Raw genomic sequence first — 18,990 nt, 5'->3', positions numbered from 1 at the left:
CGGCGGTGTAATCCCGCCCTAATTGACACCTGTCAAGTGGCGCCGGTTACAGTGCCATCATGCAGATCCGCGAGCATGCCGAGGCCAACCCTGAAAAGCCGGCGATCATCCTCCACCCCACGGGCACCGTCGTCACCTTCGGTGAGCTCGAAGCCCGCGCGAATCGGCTGGCCCACTACTTCCGGCAGCAGGGGCTGCAAGAGGGCGATGTGGTCGCGATTCTCATGGAGAACAACGAGCACATCCACGCGGTGATGTGGGCGGCCCGCCGCAGCGGGCTGTACTACGTGCCGATCAATACACACCTGACCGCGGCCGAGGCGGCCTACATCATCGACAACAGCGGGGCCAAGGCCATCGTCGGCTCGGCCGTGCTCAAGGACATCCTGAGCGGCCTCGAAAAGGAACTGCCCAACGGCCTGCCGGGCACCCTGCTGATTGCCGACGGTGAACTGGACGGTTGGAAGCGTTACCCGGAGGTCGTCGCGGACCTGCCTGCCACCCCGATCGACGACGAGTTGGACGGCGATCTGTTGCAGTACTCGTCGGGAACGACGGGCCGGCCCAAGGGCATCAAGCGTGACCTGCCGCATGTGCCGCCGTCGGAGACCCCCGGCATGATGTCGGCCCTCGTCGGGTTCTGGATGCAGCCGGATTCGGTGTATCTGAGCCCCGCCCCGCTGTACCACACGGCACCGTCGGTGTGGTCCATGCAGATTCAGGCCGCCGGCATCACCACCGTTGTGTTGGAGCGTTTCGACGCCGAAGTCTGCCTGGACGCGATCCAAAAGCACAAGGTCACCCAGGGCCAGTTCGTTCCGGTGATGTTCACCCGGATGCTGAAACTGCCTGAGGACGTGCGTAATTCGTACGATCTGTCGAGCCTGCGGCGCGTCATGCATGCGGCCGCACCGTGTCCGGTCGAGATCAAGAAGCAGATGATGGACTGGTGGGGGCCGATCGTAGACGAGTACTACGCCTCCTCCGAGGCCATCGGTGCGACGGTGATCTTCGCCGAAGATTGGCTGACGCACCCGGGTTCGGTGGGCAAGCCGATGAATGGCCTCGTGCACATCCTCGACGAGGACGGCCAGGAAGTGCCACCCGGTCAGGCCGGTGAGATCTTCTTCGAGGGCGGCGCCGATTTCGAATATCTCAACGACGCCGAGAAGACCGCATCCTCGCGTGACTCGCACGGCTGGAAGACGGTGGGAGACATCGGGTATGTCGATGAGGACGGCTATCTGTACCTCACCGACCGGCGTCATCACATGATCATTTCGGGTGGGGTGAACATCTACCCGCAGGAAGCCGAGAACATGCTCGTCGTGCACCCCAAGGTGATGGACGCCGCGGTGTTCGGCGTTCCCGACGATGAGATGGGCCAGAGCGTCAAGGGTGTGGTGCAGACCGTGGACCCGGTGGATGCCACGCCCGAGTTCGCCGAGGAGCTGCTCGGTTGGCTGCGTGAACGCCTGACGCATTACAAGTGCCCGCGGACCATCTCGTTCGAGGTTGAGCTGCCCCGTACCGACACCGGCAAGCTGTACAAGCAGGAGCTGATAAACAAGTACTCGTGACCGTCCTGGAACTGCCCGCGGGCATCCGCGTCGGGGTCGACACCCCGACGGATGACGTGACGTTCACGCTGACCGAACACCTGTGTCCGGACCGGCGGGCCGTCACCGTGGGTTCGGTCGAGCAGGTCGTGGACGAACTCACGGAGCGCTGCCGGAGTTGGCCGCAGGCCGCGGCGGTGTGTGACGACGTGCTGCGTTCGCTTGATCCGGCCGGGCCGACCCGCGCCGGATTGGTCACCGAGTCCCTGGCGTATTCGACGCTGCAATCGGGATCCGAATTCGCCCGGTGGCTGGCCGAACGCGGGCCGGCCACCGTGCCGCAGTTACCCGAACCGGTGCAGGCCCACCGCGACGGGAACACGCTGCACGTCAGGTTCAACCGGACCGCGCGGCACAACGCGTTCTCCACCGACGCCCGGGGTGCGCTGCTCGAGGCCCTCGAGGTGGCGCGGCTGGACTCATCGGTCGACGAGGTGGTGCTCGGCGGCAACGGCCGATCCTTCTGCAGCGGCGGCGATCTGGCTGAATTCGGCTCGTTCGCCGACCCGGCGAGCGCCCACCTGGCTCGCACCCGGCACAGTCCGGCGCTGGTGCTCGACGAACTGACGGCGAGGCTGGGGCGTCGCTGCCGCGCTGAGGTGCACGGCCAGGTGCTGGGCAGTGGCCTGGAGATGGCGGCGTTCTGCGGGTGGGTCAGCTGTGATCCCGATGCCACGATCGGCCTGCCGGAACTGGCCCTCGGGTTGATCCCGGGGGCGGGCGGCACGGTGAGCATCACCCGACGCATCGGCCGGTGGCGCACCGCCTACCTGGTGCTCTCCGGGCACACCATCGACGCGGCAACGGCGCAGGCGTGGGGCCTGGTCGATGAGGTGGCCTAAGGTGCGAGATGTGAAACAGGGTGGTCCGTACTTCGATGACCTGGTGGTTGGCCAGGTATTCGACACCGCACCGTCGATGACGTTGACCGCCGGTGCGGCTGCGACGCATCAGGCGATCCTCGGCGACCGGCTGCGGTTGGCGCTCGACACCGAGCTCGCCACCGCGGTGACGGGGGAGTCGGGTCCGCTGGCGCACCCGGGGTTGGTCTGCGATGTGGCGATCGGTCAGAGCACGCTGGTGACGCAGCGGGTCAAGGCGAACCTGTTCTACCGGGGCCTGGCGTTCCACCGCTGCCCGGTGATCGGCGACACTTTGTACACCCGCACGGAAGTGGTTGGTCTCAAACAGAATTCGACGAAGCCCGGACGAGCGGCCACCGGCCTGGCCGCCCTAAGGATGACGACCGTCGACCAGACGGACCGCAAGGTTCTCGACTTCTACCGCTGCGCGATGCTCCCACTGTCCAGGGACGACATGGACACCCGGCATGCCGATGACCTGTCGAGGGTCGGGGCCGCTGCGGCAGCCCCGAACCCCACCGCAGGCTGGGACGCCGACGCCTTCCGCACGCGGGTGCCCGGACCACATTTCGATCCGGGCCTGGCCGGCGCGGTGTTGCACAGCACTGCCGACGTGGTCAGCAGTGCCCCGGAACTGGCTCGGCTGACCTTGAACATCGCTGCCACCCATCATGATTGGCGCACCGGCGGCCAGCGCCTGGTGTACGGCGGGCATACCATCGGACTGGCCCTGGCCCAGGCCGGCCGGTTGTTGCCGAACCTGGTCACGGTCCTGGGCTGGGAGTCCTGTGACCACACCGGTCCCGTACATGAGGGTGACACCCTGTTCAGCGAGCTGCATGTCGAATCGGCCGACGCCGGGGTGCTGAAGTTGCGCTCGCTGGTGTACGCGGCCGGTGGACCCGACGACCCCGACCGCCAGGTGCTGGACTGGCGGTTCAGCGCGCTGCAGTTCTGATGGCGCAGTTGGCGATTCCAAGGGCCCTGCTGAGGCAGGCCCAGACGGTCGCCGACGGCTTCACCGCACACACCGGGGTGACGGTCGACGCCACCGAACTGCTCACTGGCCGCGCCGCACTGTTGGACATCGCGCCCCGAGGGCCGATCTCGGCGGGCGGGGCGACACATCTGCTGGCCACCCGCGACGGATGGTGCGCCCTGACCCTCTCACGCCCCGATGACACCGCCATGATCCCCGCACTGCTGCAGCATGATTCGGTAGGCGCCGATCCTTGGCCGGCGATCCGGAGGTGGGTTGCGGAAACCAGCTCCACGGAGGTGGCTGAACGCGCGCGCCTGCTCGGACTGCCGGTGGGCGTGCTTGGTGAAACCCCGCCCGCGCCGCCGGTGATGCGCCCGCTCGGACCGCCCGGGGCCGCGCCGTTGGCCGGGATGCTGGTGGCCGACCTGTCGTCGATGTGGGCCGGGCCGCTGTGCGGACAACTTCTGGCCCGGGCCGGGGCCGCCGTGGTCAAGGTCGAGAGCCGGAGCCGCCCGGACGGGACCCGTTCCGGGGCACCGGAATTCTTCGACTGGATGAACGGTGGAAAGCTGTCGTACGCCACCGATTTCGACAACCCCCGCGATCTCGCCGCGCTGATCCAGGCGGCCGACGTGGTGATCGAGGCTTCGCGGCCGGCTGCGCTGGCCCGGCGTGGGCTGGGCCCCGATACGGTCGCCCCCAGGCCCGGGCGGATCTGGTTGCGCATCACCGGGCACGGCACCGTCGGGGAGAGAGCCGACTGGGTGGCGTTCGGCGACGATGCCGCGGTATCCGGCGGCCTGGTCGGATATGAGGACGGCACACCGGTATTCAGCGGTGACGCCATTGCCGACCCGCTCACCGGACTGCACGCCGCCGTTGCGGTGGCGGCATCGCGGGAACGCGGAGGCGGTGAGCTGATCGAATTCTCGATGGCGGCGGTGGCTGCCGGGTATGGCTATCTGGAGGGCGACGATCACGAGGCGACGCCACCGGCGCGTCCCGCCGCCGGGCCGGCCGGCCCGGAACTCGGGGCCGACAACGGGGCAGTGCGCCGGTTGGTGGCGGAACGGACCGTGGCCCCATGCTGATTCGTCGCGCGACACTGCTTGACGGAGCTGTGGTCGACATCCGGGTGGGCGAAACCATCGAGCAGGTCGCCGAGTCGTTGTCGCCCGAGCCTGGCGAAGAGGTGCTCGACGCGGCATCCGGCACCGTGATTCCCGGGCTGCACGATCACCATCTGCACGTGCACTCGGCTGCGGCCGAGCAGGATTCGATCCGGGTCGGCCCCGCCGAGGTGGCCGACGAGGCAGGACTGGCTCGGGCGTTGACCGCCGCGGCCGTGGGCAGCGACGGCTGGATCCGGGCTGTCGGTTACCACGATGCGGTGGCGGGCCCGTTGGACCGCCACTCGCTGGACCGGTTGGTTCCTGGCACACCGGTGCGGGTGCAGCATCGCAGCGGGGTGATGTGGACGGTGAACTCGCCCGGCCTCGCGGCCCTGGGATTGGGCGATCACCCCGACGGGCGGCTGCGCAGCGCGGACCGGACCTGGTCAGATGCGTTGCAGCGTCGTCCCGCCCAGATCGAGGAGTTCAGCGCCCGCCTGGCCGGCTATGGGGTTACGGGTGTCACCGATGCCACCCCCGACCTGCGACCTGCCGATCGCCCGGTGGGGCTGATGCAACGCGTGCACTGTCTGGCTCCGGGTAAGCGGATCCTGCACGACGACGAACTCGACCTGGACGCGTTGTCCGCCTGGATATCCGAACGCCACCGGGCCGGCGTACCGGTGGCGGTGCACTGCGTGACCTCGGCCCAGCTCGTCGTCACCGTCGCCGCACTGCGCGCCGCGGGCAGCCATCCCGCCGACCGGATCGAGCATGCCGCGATGGTGCCCGTGGACTGCATCGACGACCTCGTCGCCCTGGGGATCACGGTGGTGACCCAACCCAACTTCGTCGCCGAGCGGGGCGACCAGTACCGGACGGATGTGCCTGGCGCCGAGCACGATCAGCTGTGGCGGCTGGCCACCCTGCTGGCGGCCGGGGTGCCGGTGGCGCTGTCCACCGATGCGCCGTTCGGGAATCCCGACCCCTGGGCGGCAATGCGCGCCGCGGTACATCGCCGCACCCCGCGCGGTGTGGTGCTGAACCCGGTCGAACGGATCTCGGGGCGTCGCGCGTTGACGCTGTTTCTGGGCAGCGCCGGGAATCCGGCCCGGTCTCGGCGCGTCGCCCCCGGCGAGCCTGGCGACCTGTGCCTGCTGGCGGGCTCCCCGCAGCGGGTGGTGGATGCGCTCGACGCCGACCTGGTGGCCGCCACCATCATCGCCGGTTCGGTGGTGTCCCAGCGGTGACCCGGGACAGCGTGTGGCGGGTACCAGGCATGCCCGCGTTGTTGGCCTGTGCCGCACTGGGGTTCGCCGGCTTTTCGCTGCTGCTGCCGGCTGCCCCGATGTGGGCGGTGCGCATCGGCGCCGACAACCTGGGCGCCGGTGCGGTCAACAGCGTGCTCATGCTTTTCACCGTGGTCGCGCAACTGCTGGTCGGTCGGCTGTTACGGCGGGCGGGCTGGGCCGTAACCCAGGCGCTCGGCCTGATGCTGCTGGGGGTGCCGGCAGTGCTGCACCCGCTGACCGGATCCCTGTGGCAGGTGCTGCTTCTGGCAGCGTTGCGGGGGTTGGGCTTCGGCATCCTGACGGTCTGCAGCGTCAGGGGTATCGCCGCACTGATCCCACAGGAGCGCCGAGGCCGGGCGATCGGAGCGTACGGGCTGGCCATCGCGGCACCGCAGTTCGTGTTGACCCCGCTGGCTCCGTGGCTGGCCGAGAATGTCAGCTATCAACTGGTGTTCACGCTGGCGGCCGTCCCGTTGTTGGCCGTGCCGCTGGCATTCGCCCGCCCGTCTCCGAGCCTGGCGCACGAGCCCCATTCGGAACGGCTCGGCGGCTTCGGCGGGTTGGTCGGCCCGATTTCCGCACTCGTGGTGGTCACCGCGGCAGGCGGCGGCATCCTGACCTTCGCTCCTCAATTGGGTGGCGCCACAACCGCACTCGGAGCGTTGTTGGCCATGACCGGCACAGCGGCATTGGCCCGGTGGTTGATCGGAGCGGTTGCCGATCGTCATGGCCCCGCCAGGTTCATCGCCCCGATGCTGGGCGTGGGCGCGGCGGGGCTGGCCGTGATCGCCGTGGGTATCGGCATGGGCGGCGCATTGGTGATCGTCGGCTGCGGTCTGCTCGGGATCGCCTACGGCGCTTTGCAGAACCTCACCCTGGTGCAGGCGTTCGCCGCCACCGGTGAGCACGCCCGCGGCGCGGTCAGTGTGGCCTGGAACGTCGGATTCGACGCGGGTACCGGCCTGGGGTCTCTGGCCGTCGGCGCGCTGGCCACGTCGTTCTCGTTCCCGACGGCGTTCGCGGTGATGACGGCCGCGTGTGTGGGGGTCGGGCTGATGTGGGTATTCCCCCGCCGTGAAGGGCCTGACGGCTCATCGGGTCGCTAGGGCTCCGCCGTTGACCGCGATCACCTGGCCGGTGATGTGGCGCGCCCCAGGTGAGGCGAGGAATGCCACTGTGTCTGCAATGTCGTCCGGTGTACCTGCCCGGCCGGTCGCGGTTGCCGCGATCAGCTCGCCCCGGCGTTGCCCGGACAGCTTGTCGCGGAAGAACTCGGTGTCGGCGATGTAGCCGGGCGACACCACGTTGGCGGTGATGCCGCGTGATCCGAGCTGGCGCGACAGGTCGACGTTCCACGAGGCGACAGCGGCTTTCGCCGCGCCGTAGGAGCCCGAGCCCTGGTCGGCCGCGATCGAACCGATGGTGACCACCGATCCGCCGTCGACGAACTTGGCGCGGCACGCGGTGGTCATCACGACTGCTGAGAGCACGTTGGCCGTGAAGTTCGACGACCACGCGTCGGCGACCGCGCGCAGGGATGAGCCGGAGGTGCCTGCGTCGAAATCGCGGTTGCCGCCGGCGTTGTTGACCAGTACGTCGATGCGGTCGAGGGATGCGGCGAGTGTCTCGACCGAGTCGAGATCGGTGGCGTCGAAACATGAGGGCGTGACGTCTCCCGACAGTTCAGCCGCCGCACGTTCGAGCACGTCGCGGCGCCTGCCGGTGATGATGACCGAATCTCCGCAGGCGGCGAAGCGTTGCGCGATGGCCTTACCGATTCCGGTCCCGCCACCGGTAACCACGACGAGGCGTCCCATTGTCACTCCTTGATCCACAGTGGAGGTAGATTATTTAGGTCTAAACATAACAGATCGTTTAGGGCTAAACGAGGTGACGATGTCTCTTGATCCGGATGATCCCGTAGATGCGATCGCATTGGCATGGGCGGAGGAACGTCCAGGCACCGAAGTGGGGCCGATCGGCATCGTCACGCGCATCTGGCATGCCGCGAAACTTCTGGGCGAGGACCGGCGACGTACGTTGGCTGCGGCCGGGGCGGACACTGCCGTTCTCGACCTGTTGTCGGTGTTGCGCCGTGGTGGCGCACCGTATCGACTGACCACGAGGGAGCTCGCGGACGCCACGATGGTCACGGCTGGAGCGATCTCCCAGCGCGTCGCCCGGGCCGAACGCGACGGTCTGGTCTTCCGCACCACCCGCGGTGACGGCTCCCGCAAGGTCGATGTGGAACTCACCGCGGCTGGGCATGCGCTCGTCGAAGAGCTCGTCGATCGGGTGCTGGGGCGCGAAGCCGAATTGGTCGGACATCTGGATACCGTTGAACAACAACAGCTTACGCAGCTGTTACGCCGGCTGCTGGACGGTCTGGACCTCAAGCTGGGCAAGCAGAAGATCGGCCAGGTCGGCGACTGACCGATCGGTGCCCGGCAGGTCGTCGTATTCCGTAGGGAGTGAGACGAAGTCAGCCGGCTTGGCGTTGCAGCGTGACAGAGGCGGTGTTGGCGTCGGCATGGGTGGCGATGCCGCTGCCCTTCGCCGTGACGGCGAGTGCCGTCCGGTCCCCGCGGAACAGGTCGCGGGAGAACTCGCACGGGGAACCGTTCTGGTCGTAGGTCACCCGTGTGATCAACAGCAGTGCCGCCTTGGGCTTGATGCCGAGCAGGGTGGCTTCATTGCTGGTGGCGCTGACAGCCTCGATACGCTCATCGGCCCGGCCGGTGACCAAACCGTATCGGGATTGCAGGATTTCGTAGAGTGACCCACCCAGCTGCTGGTCGAGCAGGCCGGGAAAGGCGTCCGCGGGGAACTGCGCATGCTCGAGCGAGATGGGCGAGCCGTCGGCCAAGCGGACGCGCTGAATCTCGATGACGTAGTCGGCCGGGCCCAGGCGCAGCGCGCTCCGGGTGGCGTCGTCGGGGGTGGTGATGCGCGTCGAGAGCACCCGGGTGCCGGCGACATAACCCTGGTTGGCCAGGAAGGCGGGCACACCCACCACATCGGAGAGGTGCCGCTCCACCTGCCCGTGGCTGATGAAGATGCCGCCGGCCCGGCCGATCACCCGGTGTACCAACCCGGCTTCCTCCAGCGCGGCCAGCACCTGGCGCAGGCTGGAACGGCTGGTGCCGTAGCGTTCGGCGAGGTCACGCTCACTGCCGAGTTTGGCGCCGGGGGTGCCCGCGTTGATGTCGGCGACGATGCGCCTGCGCAACTCTTCGCTGTGAACTGCCACCCCGGCCCCCTACCCGTGTATTGGTACAGCCAATTCTATCCGGGTTGAACTAGAGTTCAGCGATCGCCATGTGCGATTCGGGCAGAATCTGTCCGCCGTCCACGACCAGCGACTGTCCGGTGATGTAGGCGGCCTCGTCGGTGGCGAAGAACAACGCCGCATTACCGATGTCGGCGACCGATCCGAGGCGCCCCGCAGGCACTGCCGAGGCCATTTGGTTGAGGTAATCCTGGCCCATTTCGCCCAGGCCCTCGGTGATGATGTTGCCGGGCAGGACGGCGTTGACGGTGATTTTCTTGGGCGCCAGTTCCATTGCCGCGGTGCGCAGGAAGCCCAGCTGAGCAGCCTTGGACGCACCGTAATGTGACCACCCGGGGTAGCCGGTGATCGGTCCGGTGATCGACGACGTGATGACGACGCGTCCGTGGCCGCTGGCGGTCAGTGCCGCGAGCGCGGCCTGCACGATGTAGACGGTGCCCTTGAAGTTCACCGCGAGGACCTGATCGATGTCGTCGGGGGTGAGGTCTTCCAGGCGCCCCGACGGGAAGATGCCGGCGTTGGCGCAGACGATGTCCAGTCCGCCGTGCCGCTCGACGGCAGTACTGACCACCTGACGGGCATCTTCGGGGCTGGTGACGTCGGCGCGCAAGGCACTGACCCGCCCGGGGGCGTCGGCGAATGCCGCGACTGCGTCGTCGAGGTCGGTCTGGTTGCGGCCGGTGATCAGGACGTCCACACCGGCGTTGGCGAACGTCTGGGCGATGCCGCGGCCGATGCCCTTGCTGCCGCCGGTGACGATGGCCGAGCGGCCCTGAAGAGAAGCGAACATAGTGAGGTCCTTTGAGGTCAGGTCAGGGTGAGGCCGTTGGAGCGCAGGTAGCGCTCGGCGAGTTCACAGCTTCCGGCGGCATAGCTGATGGCCTTGGTGGCCGATTCTCTGGAGTGACTGTGGGTGCCCATCCAGGCCAGCAGCAGCAGCCTGCGCAGCAGGACGAAGGAGGCCAGCATGTCTTCGTCGGAAGCCGGCAGTTCGCGTCGGGTGCGGTAACCGTTCACCCAGGCGTCCTGCCACTCCGGCAATGCTGGATCATCCTCGATGAATGAAACCGCGGTACCGAAATCGTAGAAATACCAGCCGAATCCGCAGTCATCGAAGTCGATGACGGTGATCTTGGGGGATCCCGAGGGGTCGGGGTCCACCAGCAGATTGGCCAGCCGCAGGTCGGCGTGGATCAGGCCGTAGACGTCGGGCCCGGTGCCGTAGGCATGCAGCCGATCGTGCAGGAGCGCCTGGGCGCGCTCCAGCACCTGCTGCTCGGCGGGACCGACGCCGGAGGCGTCGTGCCAGCGGCCCCAGCGCGGCTTCCCGCCCAGGCTGTGCTCCCAGTCCCAGGAGAATCGGCCGAACCCGGCCGGACGCTCCCACCGCTGCGAATGATCGTGCAGCGCAGCGGTGATCCGGCCCAGCGTGTGGAAATCGTCGAGAGTCAGCGCGCTCTCGTCGGGCTCGGCCCCGGCAACCATGCCGAAATGAACTGCGTGGCGGTCAGTTCCGTCACAGTTGACGGTGACCAGGCGGCGTCCGTCCCGGGTCGGCAGCACTGTCGGGACCGTGACGTCGCTGTCGGTCCGCAAGGCCTGCAGCCAGTCCAGTTCGGACTCGATCTCATGGGGCCGGTGGTAGTCCTGTCGGTGCACCCGAAGGATGGACTGGGTGCTGCCATCCTCGACGAGATACGTGGCATTCTCGGACAGGTTCAGCAACCGCAGCGTCGCATCCGTCCCGATGTCGTACTGGCGTAACGCCAGTTGGGCGACATCGATCTCGTCGGTGATGACCATTAGTGATCCCGTCCTTCGATACCGTCGAGCACTGCAGTGATCCGGTCCCGTGCCACCGTCACATCCGCGGTGCTGCCACCGATGTATAGCCTTCCAGCAGCACCGATCATCTGCACGTCCACCACAGTAAGCCCGGGTGCGGCGCGCTCCGCCTCATTGGCCGCCACCGCTGCGAACAGCGCCGGGGTCATCTCGTAGACCAGCAGAGACTGCCCGGGCAGGATCATCGACGCCTGCCGGTTGCGGTTGAGGATCACCGCATGCTGATCGGTGATGTTCTCGATGATGTCGTGGTAGAGCACCTGGGGCCGTAGCTGGTCGGAGGCCTTGTTGCCGGTGCCGGCCAGGATCGCCTCGCCGGCCCGCCGGACATCCTCCAGATTGGCCGAGTGGATCTCCAGGACACCGAATTGGCGCTCCACGTAAAGGATTCCGGGCTGGATACCCGGAACCTCGCGTAGGGCCAGGTCGATCACCCGCTCGATGGCCAGGGCGGGGGACACCTCGACGATCAGCGCATGCTCACCCTCATACGGTGGGTATCCCCGGGCCCGGGTCGGCGTTCCGAGGTATGCGGCGAACTGGCGCTGCAGATCCTCCACCAACAGGTAGACACGGATCTGGGTGCGGATCCGTGTGCTCTCCTCCGCTTTGGTCGGCATGGCTACTTGCTGGCGACCGCGAAGTGCGCGCCGAGCTCGTTGTGCGGACGCGGGATGACGTGCACGCTGACCAGTTCGCCGACCTGCGAGGCGGTCTCGGCACCGGCCTCGGTGGCGGCCTTGACGGCGCCCACCTCGCCGGTGACGATCACCGCGACCAGTCCGTCACCGACCTGCTGACGATCGGTGATGGTGACATTGGCGGCCTTCACCATGGCGTCGGCGGCGGCCAGCGCAGCCACGTAGCCCTTGGTTTCGATCAATCCGATTGCGTTGCTGGACATGGGTGTTTCTCCTTATTTGTTGGGGTTGGTGTCGATGGATCCGATGATGAGGGCGTCAACGGGCGGCGGGGTTCCGGTGAACCAGCCCGAGGCCACCGAGCCCTGGGCCACGAGGACGTGCTCGCCCACGCCGCTGCCCAGGACGTCGAAGGCGATCAGCTTCGATCCGGTGCCGTCGACCTCGACCTCGAGGAACGCGCCCGCGGGGATACCGTCGATGCGCCGGGTCGACCACACGTTGCCGGTGACAGTCGCTGCTAGCACTTTGGCTCCTTTTCAATCTTGATTCCCAAGGTGCGGGCCTTCTCCCGGGCCAGCGGGGTGAGCACGGCCTTGCGGCCGAGCACGAGCGTGCCGCCGGCCAGGTCGGCGATCTGGCGTTCGGTGACGGCGCCGGTGTCGATGCGGTGGATGGCCCCGCCGCCCGAGGACCTGGCCGATCCGGCCAACCGGAAACTGAGCCTTCCGGTCTTGAGATCAGCGCGGGTCTTGGGGCTTTCGAAGAGCCGCAACAGTTTCCGGACGAAGCTGTCGAGGTCGCGGTCGTTGGACAGCTGCACGGTCTCGCTGCGGTTCTTGCCGTCGACAGCGCGGGGCCCGGTGGGTTCCACACCGAACTGGGTGGCTGCTGTCGCCGCTGGAGCCGGAGCCGGTGGTGGGGGGACAGCCACCGGCCCCGGAGTCTTGGCGGCGGCTCCGGCATCCCGGACCGCCTCCCGCACCACCTCACGCACGAGGGCGCGCAGTTCGTCGCGGTTGATGCTGCTCATGCAGTCGCCCTGGCGAGTGCGTCCCGTGCCGCGTCGGCTGCGGTGCGGATATCGGCTTCGGTGCCGGACAGGTAGACGCGGCCGGTGGCACCGATCATCCGGAAGTCGACCACCTTGATGTCGGCGGCCTTTTCGGCCTCGTTGGTGGCCAGGATGGCGTATGACGCCGGCTGGACCTCCAGCACGAACAACGACTCACCGGGCAGCACCATCGACCCGATCTTGTTGCGGTTGATCAGGAATGCATGTTGGTGGTCGACGCTGGAGATGATCCGCGAGGCCAGCACATTCGGCGAGACCGCGCTTCCGGTGTCACCGCCCAGCTCATCGAGTGCGGCATCGGCGGCGGCCTTGACCGCGCCCGTCTCCCCGTGGAACTCCAGGTAGCCGAATTGCCGCTCGACCACCAGGATTCCGGCTTTGACCTCGGCGTGCTTGAGGGCGACGTCGGTGACGCCCTCGATGTCCAGACCGGGAGCCACCTCGATGATCTGGGCGGCCTGGTTGGCCCGCGGCAGCGCACCCTTGATCCAGGTGCCCAGATACGACATGGTCTGCGGTTGCAGCCGGTCGATGAAGATGAAGGAACGAAGTTCAGCCACTGCCCTACCTCTTGATCAGTTGTGCGAGTTCTTCGACGACGAGTGCGCGCAATTCGGCCCGCAGCGTGTCCATTCCGGGATCCGACGACCGGTTGATGGTCGGGTACGAGCGGCGCGGCGTGACGGGCACACCGTCGCGATCGTTGGAGGCGCGCGGGTATTCCGGCACGAGGCCGGCCGGTGCGTGCCACGGGTTGATGCCGGCGAAGTTGCCCATCGGCACGCCGGAGTCGCTGTTGTAGGCGATACGGGCCCAGTTGATCAGGTTCTGCGGCTGCAGGTTCTCCCCGATCGAGCTTCGCCCGACGAACCCGGTGCCTATGGTCATCGATGGCGCCAGGTTGGTGTCCAGCCCGGAGCTACCGGTCGAGTTGCCGACATTGACCGACACCCGCAGCACGGGTACCTGAGCGGCGAAATCGGTGATCACCGAAGGGTTCTCGCTGTGGATGGCAGCGGAGTGTCCGGCCCCGCCGATGCGCACCACGGCCCGGGCCGCCCGGATACCACGCGCGGCGTCGGCCGCGGTGGTCATGCCGAGCACCGGCGACAGCTTCTCGTGAGCCAGCATCTCCTCGCTGATCACGTCATCGAACGGCGCGATCAGTACGCGGGTCTTGGGGGTGACCCGCAGGCCGGCCTGACCGGCGATCCACGCGGCGTCGCGTCCGACCACGTCGGTGTTGAGGTGTCCGTCGGCGAACATGTAGGCCCGCAGCCGCCGGGCGCCGTCCTCGTCGAGGATGTGCGCCCCGGCCCGGGTCAGCGCCGAGCGCAGTTTGTCGGCGACGGCCTCTTCGACGATCAGCACCGACTCGTTGGTGCACAGCACCGAGTTGTCGAACGCCTTGCTGTCCACGATCCGCTTGGCCGCGGCGTTGATGTCCGCGCTGGCGTCGACGAACACCGGGACGTTGCCCGGGCCGACGCCCAGCGCCGGGTTGCCCGACGAGTACGCGGCGCGCACGACGCCGGTGCCGCCGGTCGCCACGATGACGTCGGTGCGCTCGTCGGCCATCAGCGTCTGCACCAGAGGAATCGACGGCTCGTCGACCACCTGGACGATGCCGTCCGGAGCGCCGGCCGCGACGGCGGCCTCGGCGAGCACGCGGGCAGCGTCGGCTGAGCACTGCTTGGCCCGCGGATGTGGAGCGACGACGACGGCGTTGCGGGTCATCAGCGCCAGGATCACCTTGAAGTACACCGTGGCAACGGGATTCGTGGTCGGCGTCAGTGCCAGCACCACGCCCGCGGGTCGGGGCAGCTCGACAATCTTGCGGGCCTCGTCGAGGCGCGGCGACACATAATCTTCGCCGCGGTAGTAGTCGACGATGCCACGTGAGCACGCCCGGTTCTTGGTCACCTTGTCGGCCACCACGCCCATGCCGGTCTCGGCGACCGCCTCGGCGGCGAACCGTTCGGCCTCGGCGTAGCCGGCGTCGGCCACCGCGGTGACGATCGCCGACACCGCGGCCTGGTCGTAGTCGGCATATGCCGCCGCGGCCCAGCGGGCGCGTTCGAGCATGTGGCCGGCCTGCGCAATATTCGTCATGATGCCTTCCGTCCGGTGGCAGCGGTCTTGGCCCGGGCCACCGCGACAGCGAGGCGGTCCAGGACGTCCTCACACAGCTCGCGCGAGAGCAGAAGGCCCGGTTTGAACTGCAGCACACGGGGATCCAGCGTCGAGAAGATCGCCCACACGCCGTTCTGGTAAAGCTCGCGCATCACGAACTTGGCGCCCTCGGGGTGATCGAATTCCAGACCGATCACCACGCCGTTCTGTCGGATGCCGATGAACCAGTCCGGATTGTCGGCCTGGATGCGGTGCAGTCCGTGGTCGAAGATGTCGGAGATGTAGTGGACCATCGAGCGCACTTCAGGGCGGGTGGAGATCTCCAGCGTCTTCATCGCGGCCACACAGCCGAGTTCGGAACCGCCGAAGGTGGAGATGTGGCCGAACCCGTCCTCGTCGAGCCAGCCTGCCGCACGGTCACCCAGCAGGGCTGCGGTGATCGGGTACAAGCCGCCGGACAAGCCCTTGCCGGTAACCAGGATGTCGGGTTCGATGCCGTGCTTGGTGATGGCCCACAGCTCGCCGGTGCGCATCAGGCCGGTCTGCACCTCGTCGGCGATGTAGAGCGTGCCGTGCTTTTCGGTGGCCGCCTTGACCGCCTCCAGGTAACCCGGTGCGGGGAGCGGGAATCCGTACGTCGCCGGGATGGTCTCCATGATGACCGCGGCGATGTCGCCGGAGGCCAGTACCCGCTCCATCGCGTCGACGTCGTTGAACGGCACCTGGAGGAACTCATCCGGTTGATCGGCCAGGAAGAACTTGGCGAACCGGTCGTCGCCGGTGGCCACCGCCAGGCCGGTGTGGCCGTGGTAGGCCTTGACGATCGAGACGATCTTGCGGCGCTTGGTCGCGTGTCGGGCGCTCTTGAGTGCGATGTCGATGGCCTCGCCACCGCCGGACCCGTACGCCACCTTCTTGATCGACGCCGGCGCGGTTTCCACCAGGCGTTGCGCCAGCGCGGTGCGGGCTACCGACGGGAAGTGGTGGTTGCCCACGTCGAAGTGCTGCATGCCTTCGGTAATCGCCTGCATCACTTCGGGATTGCGGTGACCCAGGTTGTAGGTACCGCCATTGAGGTGCATGTCGATGAGACGACGCCCCTCCATGTCCCACAGGAAATAGCCTTCGCGGCGGTCGATCACCAGATCGACACCTGTGTCGGTCCAGAACTGTGTCTTGTCTGGATTCCAGAACGTCTTCGCCTTGTCCAGCACTTCGGCTTTGGACTCGAACGTGAACGTGCCGTAGTCGTACATGCGGCTCCCTCTTGAGCTACTCGGTAGCTGTGATGGGACTCACCGTAAACGGTTGCAACCATTTGTGTCAATGGTTGCAAGAAGTGCTTGCCAATCGGTTTTGGTAGTGCCAATATACGTAGGTCTCACCTGTGGCCCAGGCCACATCAGGGACTCCACTGTTACCTGGAAGGTATCCCGATAGATGACCGATCAAGCTGTCGACGGGCGTGAAGACACAGCTCACGACGTACAGAGACTGAAACGCAACGCCGTCGGCACCGTCGGCGTCATCTTCATGGCGGTGGCCACCGCCGCTCCGATCACGGCAATGGTCGGCAACGTCCCGATCGCCGTCGGCTTCGGAAATGGTTCGCATGCACCGGCCGGCTACATCGTGGCGACCGTCGTCCTGGGCCTCTTCGCCGTGGGCTACGCGACCATGGCCAAGCACATCACCACCACCGGCGCCTTCTACGGCTATATCTCCCACGGCCTCGGCCGCATCGTCGGGATGGCCAGCGGCGGACTGATCACCATGGCCTACGTGGTGTTCGAGGCTTCATTGATCGGGATCTTCTCGTTCTTCTTCCAGAACCTCATGCAGACCCAACTGGGCATCCATATCCACTGGGTGATCCCGGCGCTGCTGATGCTGGTGATCAACGCGGTCCTGACCTACTTCGACGTCAACCTGACCGCCAAGGTGCTCGGCGTGTTCCTGGTGACCGAGATCGTCATGCTGGCGCTCGGTGCGCTGGCGGTACTGGTCAAGGGCGGCGGTCCGCAGGGCTTCGCGATCGCCGAGACCATCAACCCCATCGGTGCGTTCTCCCCGGCCGCCGGAATCGCCGGTGCCAGTGCCGGATTGGGTCTGTTCTTCGCCTTCTGGTCGTGGGTCGGTTTCGAATCGACTGCCATGTACGGCGAGGAGTCGCGCAACCCGAAGAAGATCATCCCCAGGGCCACCATGCTGAGCGTGCTCGGCGTCGGTGCGTTCTACGTGTTCGTGTCCTGGATGGCGATCGCCGGCACCGGACCGGAGCGTGCGGTGGAACTCGCGCAGGATTCCGCGACGTCGTCGGAGATCTTCTTCGGCCCGGTACGCAGCTCCTACGGCGAGTGGGCGATCACGGTGTTCAACATCCTGCTGGTCACCGGTTCGTTCGCCTGCGGCATGGCCTTCCACAACTGTGCCTCGCGCTACTTGTACGCACTGGGTCGGGAAGGTCTGTCCAAGAGCCTGCAGAAGACCATCGGCGCAACGCATCCCACACACGGGTCGCCGCACATCGCCTCATTCGTGCAGAGCGGGATCACCCTGGTGATCATCCTTGCGTTCCTGTTCGCCGGGATGGACCCGTACGTGCACATGTACACACTGCTGGCGATCCTCGGCACGATGGCGATCCTGATCGTGCAGTCGCTGTGTGCCTTCTCGGTGATCAGCTACTTCCACATCCGCAAGAACCACCCGGTGTCCAAGCACTGGTTCAAGACGCTCATCGCCCCCGGCCTCGGCGGGATCGGCATGCTGTACGTCGTGTACCTGCTGTGGGAACACAAAGATGCCGCCGCCGGTACCGCCTCGGGCACACTGCTGTTCAAGCTGACCCCGTGGATCGTGGTGGGAATCTTCGTTCTTGGTGCGGGCATGGCCACCTACTTCAAGCTGCGCGATCCGCGCCGCTACGAGTTGATCGGCCGGATCGTGTTCGAGGACAACAGTGTTCGAGACTGAAGTCCACCGCGACTGGAACACCAACCTGGTCGGTAGATGGACTCCTTCGAACGTTTCCTGCTGAAGTTCGTCCTCGCGTGGGCTCCCTACGGGGGTCCGCGCGAGGACGACGTCTGGCTCGAGTTCGGCATGACGGTCGATCAATTGCGCGCCCGGTTCGCCCGGATCGTCGCTGCGCTGGTGACCAGGGTCAGGGCGCTCCCGGCGGCCGACCGCTGCCTGCTGGAACGCGCCTGCAGGTACCTGCGCCACCAGCGGGAATCAGGCGTATGCCGCCCGTAGGGCCGCGCACTGGCTGGCCATGAAGGCTTGGGCCACCGGTGTTTTGGCGGCGATCTGGTCGAATCCGTGGAACGCCCCGTATACCTCTTCGACCTGACATTCGACCCCGGCGGCCCGCAACCGCTCGGCGTAGGCCATGTCCTCGTCGTGGAACAGGTCCAGCGTCCCCACGCCGATCCAGGCCGGCGGCAACCCGGCCAGATCGTCACGACGCCCCGGCACCGCGGTCGCCGGATCGGCTCCGCCGAGATAGGCCGACCAGCCGAATTTGTTGCTGCCCTGCGTCCACAGCCGGTGCCCGGGATTCTCCAGCTCGGGGCCCACCGAGCGGTCGTCGAGCATCGGGTACACGAGTATCTGTGCGGCAAGCGATACCTCGCCGCGGTCACGGGCGAGCAGCGCAAGGGCGGCAGCCAATCCACCACCTGCGCTGGCGCCGGCGACCGCGACCCGTGAGGCGTCGACCGCGGGAAGTCCCGCGAGCCATGTCAGTGCCTCGTAGCAGTCCTCCAACCCTGCCGGGTAGGGGTTCTGCGGCGCCAGGCGGTACTTGACCGCCGCCACCGTGATGCCGAGTTGCCGGGCGAAGCGTCGGCACAGGGCATCGTCCTGCGCCGGGCTGCCCAGTACGTAGCCACCGCCGTGGATCCACAGCAGCGCCGGAGTCGGCTCGGTGACCCCGGTCGGCCGGATCAGCCGCACGCCCACACCGGAGCTCAAGGTGAGGACCTCGACGTCCTTGGGTGTCTGCCGGTTCTGCAGGCTGGTCAGCCGCTGAAGCACCGGCAGTGAACGCCTGGTCACCAGCTGACGCGGGATGAAACGGGCGATGCGTTCGAGGTCCGGGTGGAAGGTTGTGGTCGCGGTCACACTGTCAGTTC

Annotated in this window: 21 protein-coding genes; 9 read left to right on the top strand and 12 right to left on the bottom strand. The window is 67.1% G+C overall.

Annotated elements, in window-relative coordinates:
* Window positions 1-59 precede the first annotated feature (59 nt).
* The 6 genes from fadD4 to AB0I14_RS04720 all read left to right on the top strand — a co-directional run bounded on the left by fadD4 (window position 60) and on the right by AB0I14_RS04720 (window position 6,974).
* Window positions 60-1,580, top strand: coding sequence for a fatty-acid--CoA ligase FadD4 (gene fadD4, locus AB0I14_RS04745; RefSeq protein ID WP_358016486.1), 1,521 nt, complete (start codon window positions 60-62; stop codon window positions 1,578-1,580).
* Window positions 1,577-2,461, top strand: a complete 885-nt coding sequence (locus AB0I14_RS04740; protein WP_358016483.1) for an enoyl-CoA hydratase/isomerase family protein — start codon at window positions 1,577-1,579, stop codon at window positions 2,459-2,461. The genes fadD4 and AB0I14_RS04740 overlap by 4 nt, the downstream gene beginning before the upstream one ends.
* 76 nt (window positions 2,462-2,537) lie before the next feature.
* Window positions 2,538-3,440: an acyl dehydratase gene (locus AB0I14_RS04735; protein WP_358016813.1), complete on the top strand. Its 903-nt coding sequence runs from the start codon at window positions 2,538-2,540 to the stop codon at window positions 3,438-3,440.
* Window positions 3,440-4,555, top strand: a complete 1,116-nt coding sequence (locus AB0I14_RS04730) for a CoA transferase (RefSeq protein ID WP_358016480.1) — start codon at window positions 3,440-3,442, stop codon at window positions 4,553-4,555. Before AB0I14_RS04735 ends, AB0I14_RS04730 begins: the two co-directional genes overlap by 1 nt.
* On the top strand, window positions 4,549-5,826 hold the full coding sequence (locus AB0I14_RS04725) for an amidohydrolase family protein (protein WP_358016478.1): 1,278 nt from the start codon (window positions 4,549-4,551) through the stop codon (window positions 5,824-5,826). Before AB0I14_RS04730 ends, AB0I14_RS04725 begins: the two co-directional genes overlap by 7 nt.
* The gene (locus tag AB0I14_RS04720; RefSeq protein ID WP_358016475.1) at window positions 5,823-6,974 is read left to right on the top strand and encodes an MFS transporter; all 1,152 of its coding nucleotides are present in this window, start codon (window positions 5,823-5,825) and stop codon (window positions 6,972-6,974) included. The genes AB0I14_RS04725 and AB0I14_RS04720 overlap by 4 nt, the downstream gene beginning before the upstream one ends.
* On the opposite strand, the gene AB0I14_RS04715 is transcribed toward AB0I14_RS04720, so the two are convergent.
* Entirely contained in the window at window positions 6,960-7,685 is a 726-nt protein-coding gene (locus AB0I14_RS04715; protein WP_358016472.1) for an SDR family oxidoreductase, read from the bottom strand. The genes AB0I14_RS04720 and AB0I14_RS04715 overlap by 15 nt on opposite strands.
* Window positions 7,686-7,764: 79 nt before the next feature.
* On the opposite strand from AB0I14_RS04715, the gene AB0I14_RS04710 reads away from it, so the two are divergent.
* Complete coding sequence (locus AB0I14_RS04710) at window positions 7,765-8,301, top strand: MarR family transcriptional regulator (protein WP_358016469.1); 537 nt, start codon at window positions 7,765-7,767, stop codon at window positions 8,299-8,301.
* A gap of 49 nt (window positions 8,302-8,350) precedes the next feature.
* Here the strand turns inward: AB0I14_RS04710 and AB0I14_RS04705 are convergent, their stop codons facing one another.
* From AB0I14_RS04705 to AB0I14_RS04660, 10 genes are read right to left on the bottom strand one after another with little or no spacing between them, the layout of a single operon-like run.
* Window positions 8,351-9,118, bottom strand: a complete 768-nt coding sequence (locus AB0I14_RS04705; RefSeq protein ID WP_358016466.1) for a GntR family transcriptional regulator — start codon at window positions 9,116-9,118, stop codon at window positions 8,351-8,353.
* A 49-nt stretch (window positions 9,119-9,167) separates the two neighbouring features.
* Window positions 9,168-9,947, bottom strand: coding sequence for a 3-oxoacyl-ACP reductase FabG (gene fabG / locus AB0I14_RS04700; protein ID WP_358016463.1), 780 nt, complete (start codon window positions 9,945-9,947; stop codon window positions 9,168-9,170).
* 17 nt (window positions 9,948-9,964) lie between these two features.
* Window positions 9,965-10,960 carry a phosphotransferase gene (locus AB0I14_RS04695; protein ID WP_358016460.1) on the bottom strand — a complete coding sequence of 332 codons (996 nt, stop codon included), beginning with the start codon at window positions 10,958-10,960 and terminating at the stop codon, window positions 9,965-9,967.
* Complete coding sequence (locus tag AB0I14_RS04690; protein WP_358016457.1) at window positions 10,960-11,622, bottom strand: microcompartment protein; 663 nt, start codon at window positions 11,620-11,622, stop codon at window positions 10,960-10,962. Before AB0I14_RS04690 ends, AB0I14_RS04695 begins: the two co-directional genes overlap by 1 nt.
* Before the next feature lie 2 nt (window positions 11,623-11,624).
* Window positions 11,625-11,906, bottom strand: coding sequence for a BMC domain-containing protein (locus AB0I14_RS04685; protein ID WP_044514625.1), 282 nt, complete (start codon window positions 11,904-11,906; stop codon window positions 11,625-11,627).
* 12 nt (window positions 11,907-11,918) lie between these two features.
* On the bottom strand, window positions 11,919-12,170 hold the full coding sequence (locus AB0I14_RS04680) for a EutN/CcmL family microcompartment protein (protein ID WP_166907759.1): 252 nt from the start codon (window positions 12,168-12,170) through the stop codon (window positions 11,919-11,921).
* On the bottom strand, window positions 12,164-12,676 hold the full coding sequence (locus AB0I14_RS04675; RefSeq protein ID WP_358016452.1) for a hypothetical protein: 513 nt from the start codon (window positions 12,674-12,676) through the stop codon (window positions 12,164-12,166). Before AB0I14_RS04675 ends, AB0I14_RS04680 begins: the two co-directional genes overlap by 7 nt.
* Window positions 12,673-13,278 (bottom strand): BMC domain-containing protein, encoded by a 606-nt coding sequence (locus tag AB0I14_RS04670; RefSeq protein ID WP_358016449.1) that lies wholly within the window; start codon window positions 13,276-13,278, stop codon window positions 12,673-12,675. Before AB0I14_RS04670 ends, AB0I14_RS04675 begins: the two co-directional genes overlap by 4 nt.
* Before the next feature lie 4 nt (window positions 13,279-13,282).
* Complete coding sequence (locus AB0I14_RS04665) at window positions 13,283-14,830, bottom strand: aldehyde dehydrogenase family protein (protein ID WP_358016446.1); 1,548 nt, start codon at window positions 14,828-14,830, stop codon at window positions 13,283-13,285.
* Window positions 14,827-16,107 carry an aminotransferase class III-fold pyridoxal phosphate-dependent enzyme gene (locus AB0I14_RS04660; RefSeq protein WP_358016443.1) on the bottom strand — a complete coding sequence of 427 codons (1,281 nt, stop codon included), beginning with the start codon at window positions 16,105-16,107 and terminating at the stop codon, window positions 14,827-14,829. The genes AB0I14_RS04665 and AB0I14_RS04660 overlap by 4 nt, the downstream gene beginning before the upstream one ends.
* A 184-nt stretch (window positions 16,108-16,291) precedes the next feature.
* Here AB0I14_RS04660 and AB0I14_RS04655 point away from each other — a divergent pair, with 184 nt between their 5' ends.
* Both AB0I14_RS04655 and AB0I14_RS04650 read left to right on the top strand, forming a co-directional pair.
* Window positions 16,292-17,827 (top strand): APC family permease, encoded by a 1,536-nt coding sequence (locus AB0I14_RS04655; protein ID WP_358016440.1) that lies wholly within the window; start codon window positions 16,292-16,294, stop codon window positions 17,825-17,827.
* 36 nt (window positions 17,828-17,863) lie between these two features.
* On the top strand, window positions 17,864-18,109 hold the full coding sequence (locus AB0I14_RS04650) for a hypothetical protein (RefSeq protein WP_358016437.1): 246 nt from the start codon (window positions 17,864-17,866) through the stop codon (window positions 18,107-18,109).
* On the opposite strand, the gene AB0I14_RS04645 is transcribed toward AB0I14_RS04650, so the two are convergent.
* A complete protein-coding gene (locus AB0I14_RS04645) occupies window positions 18,089-18,979 on the bottom strand; it encodes an alpha/beta hydrolase (RefSeq protein WP_358016434.1) in 891 nt (296 codons plus the stop codon). The two genes, AB0I14_RS04650 and AB0I14_RS04645, sit on opposite strands and share 21 nt — an antisense overlap.
* Window positions 18,980-18,990 lie beyond the last annotated feature (11 nt).

Source organism: Mycobacterium sp. NPDC050441 (assembly GCF_040655355.1).
In the GTDB taxonomy this organism is placed as follows: Bacteria; Actinomycetota; Actinomycetes; order Mycobacteriales; family Mycobacteriaceae; genus Mycobacterium.
The sequence above is the reverse complement of the archived record's forward strand: the minus strand, read 5'-3'. Positions and strand labels throughout refer to the sequence as shown.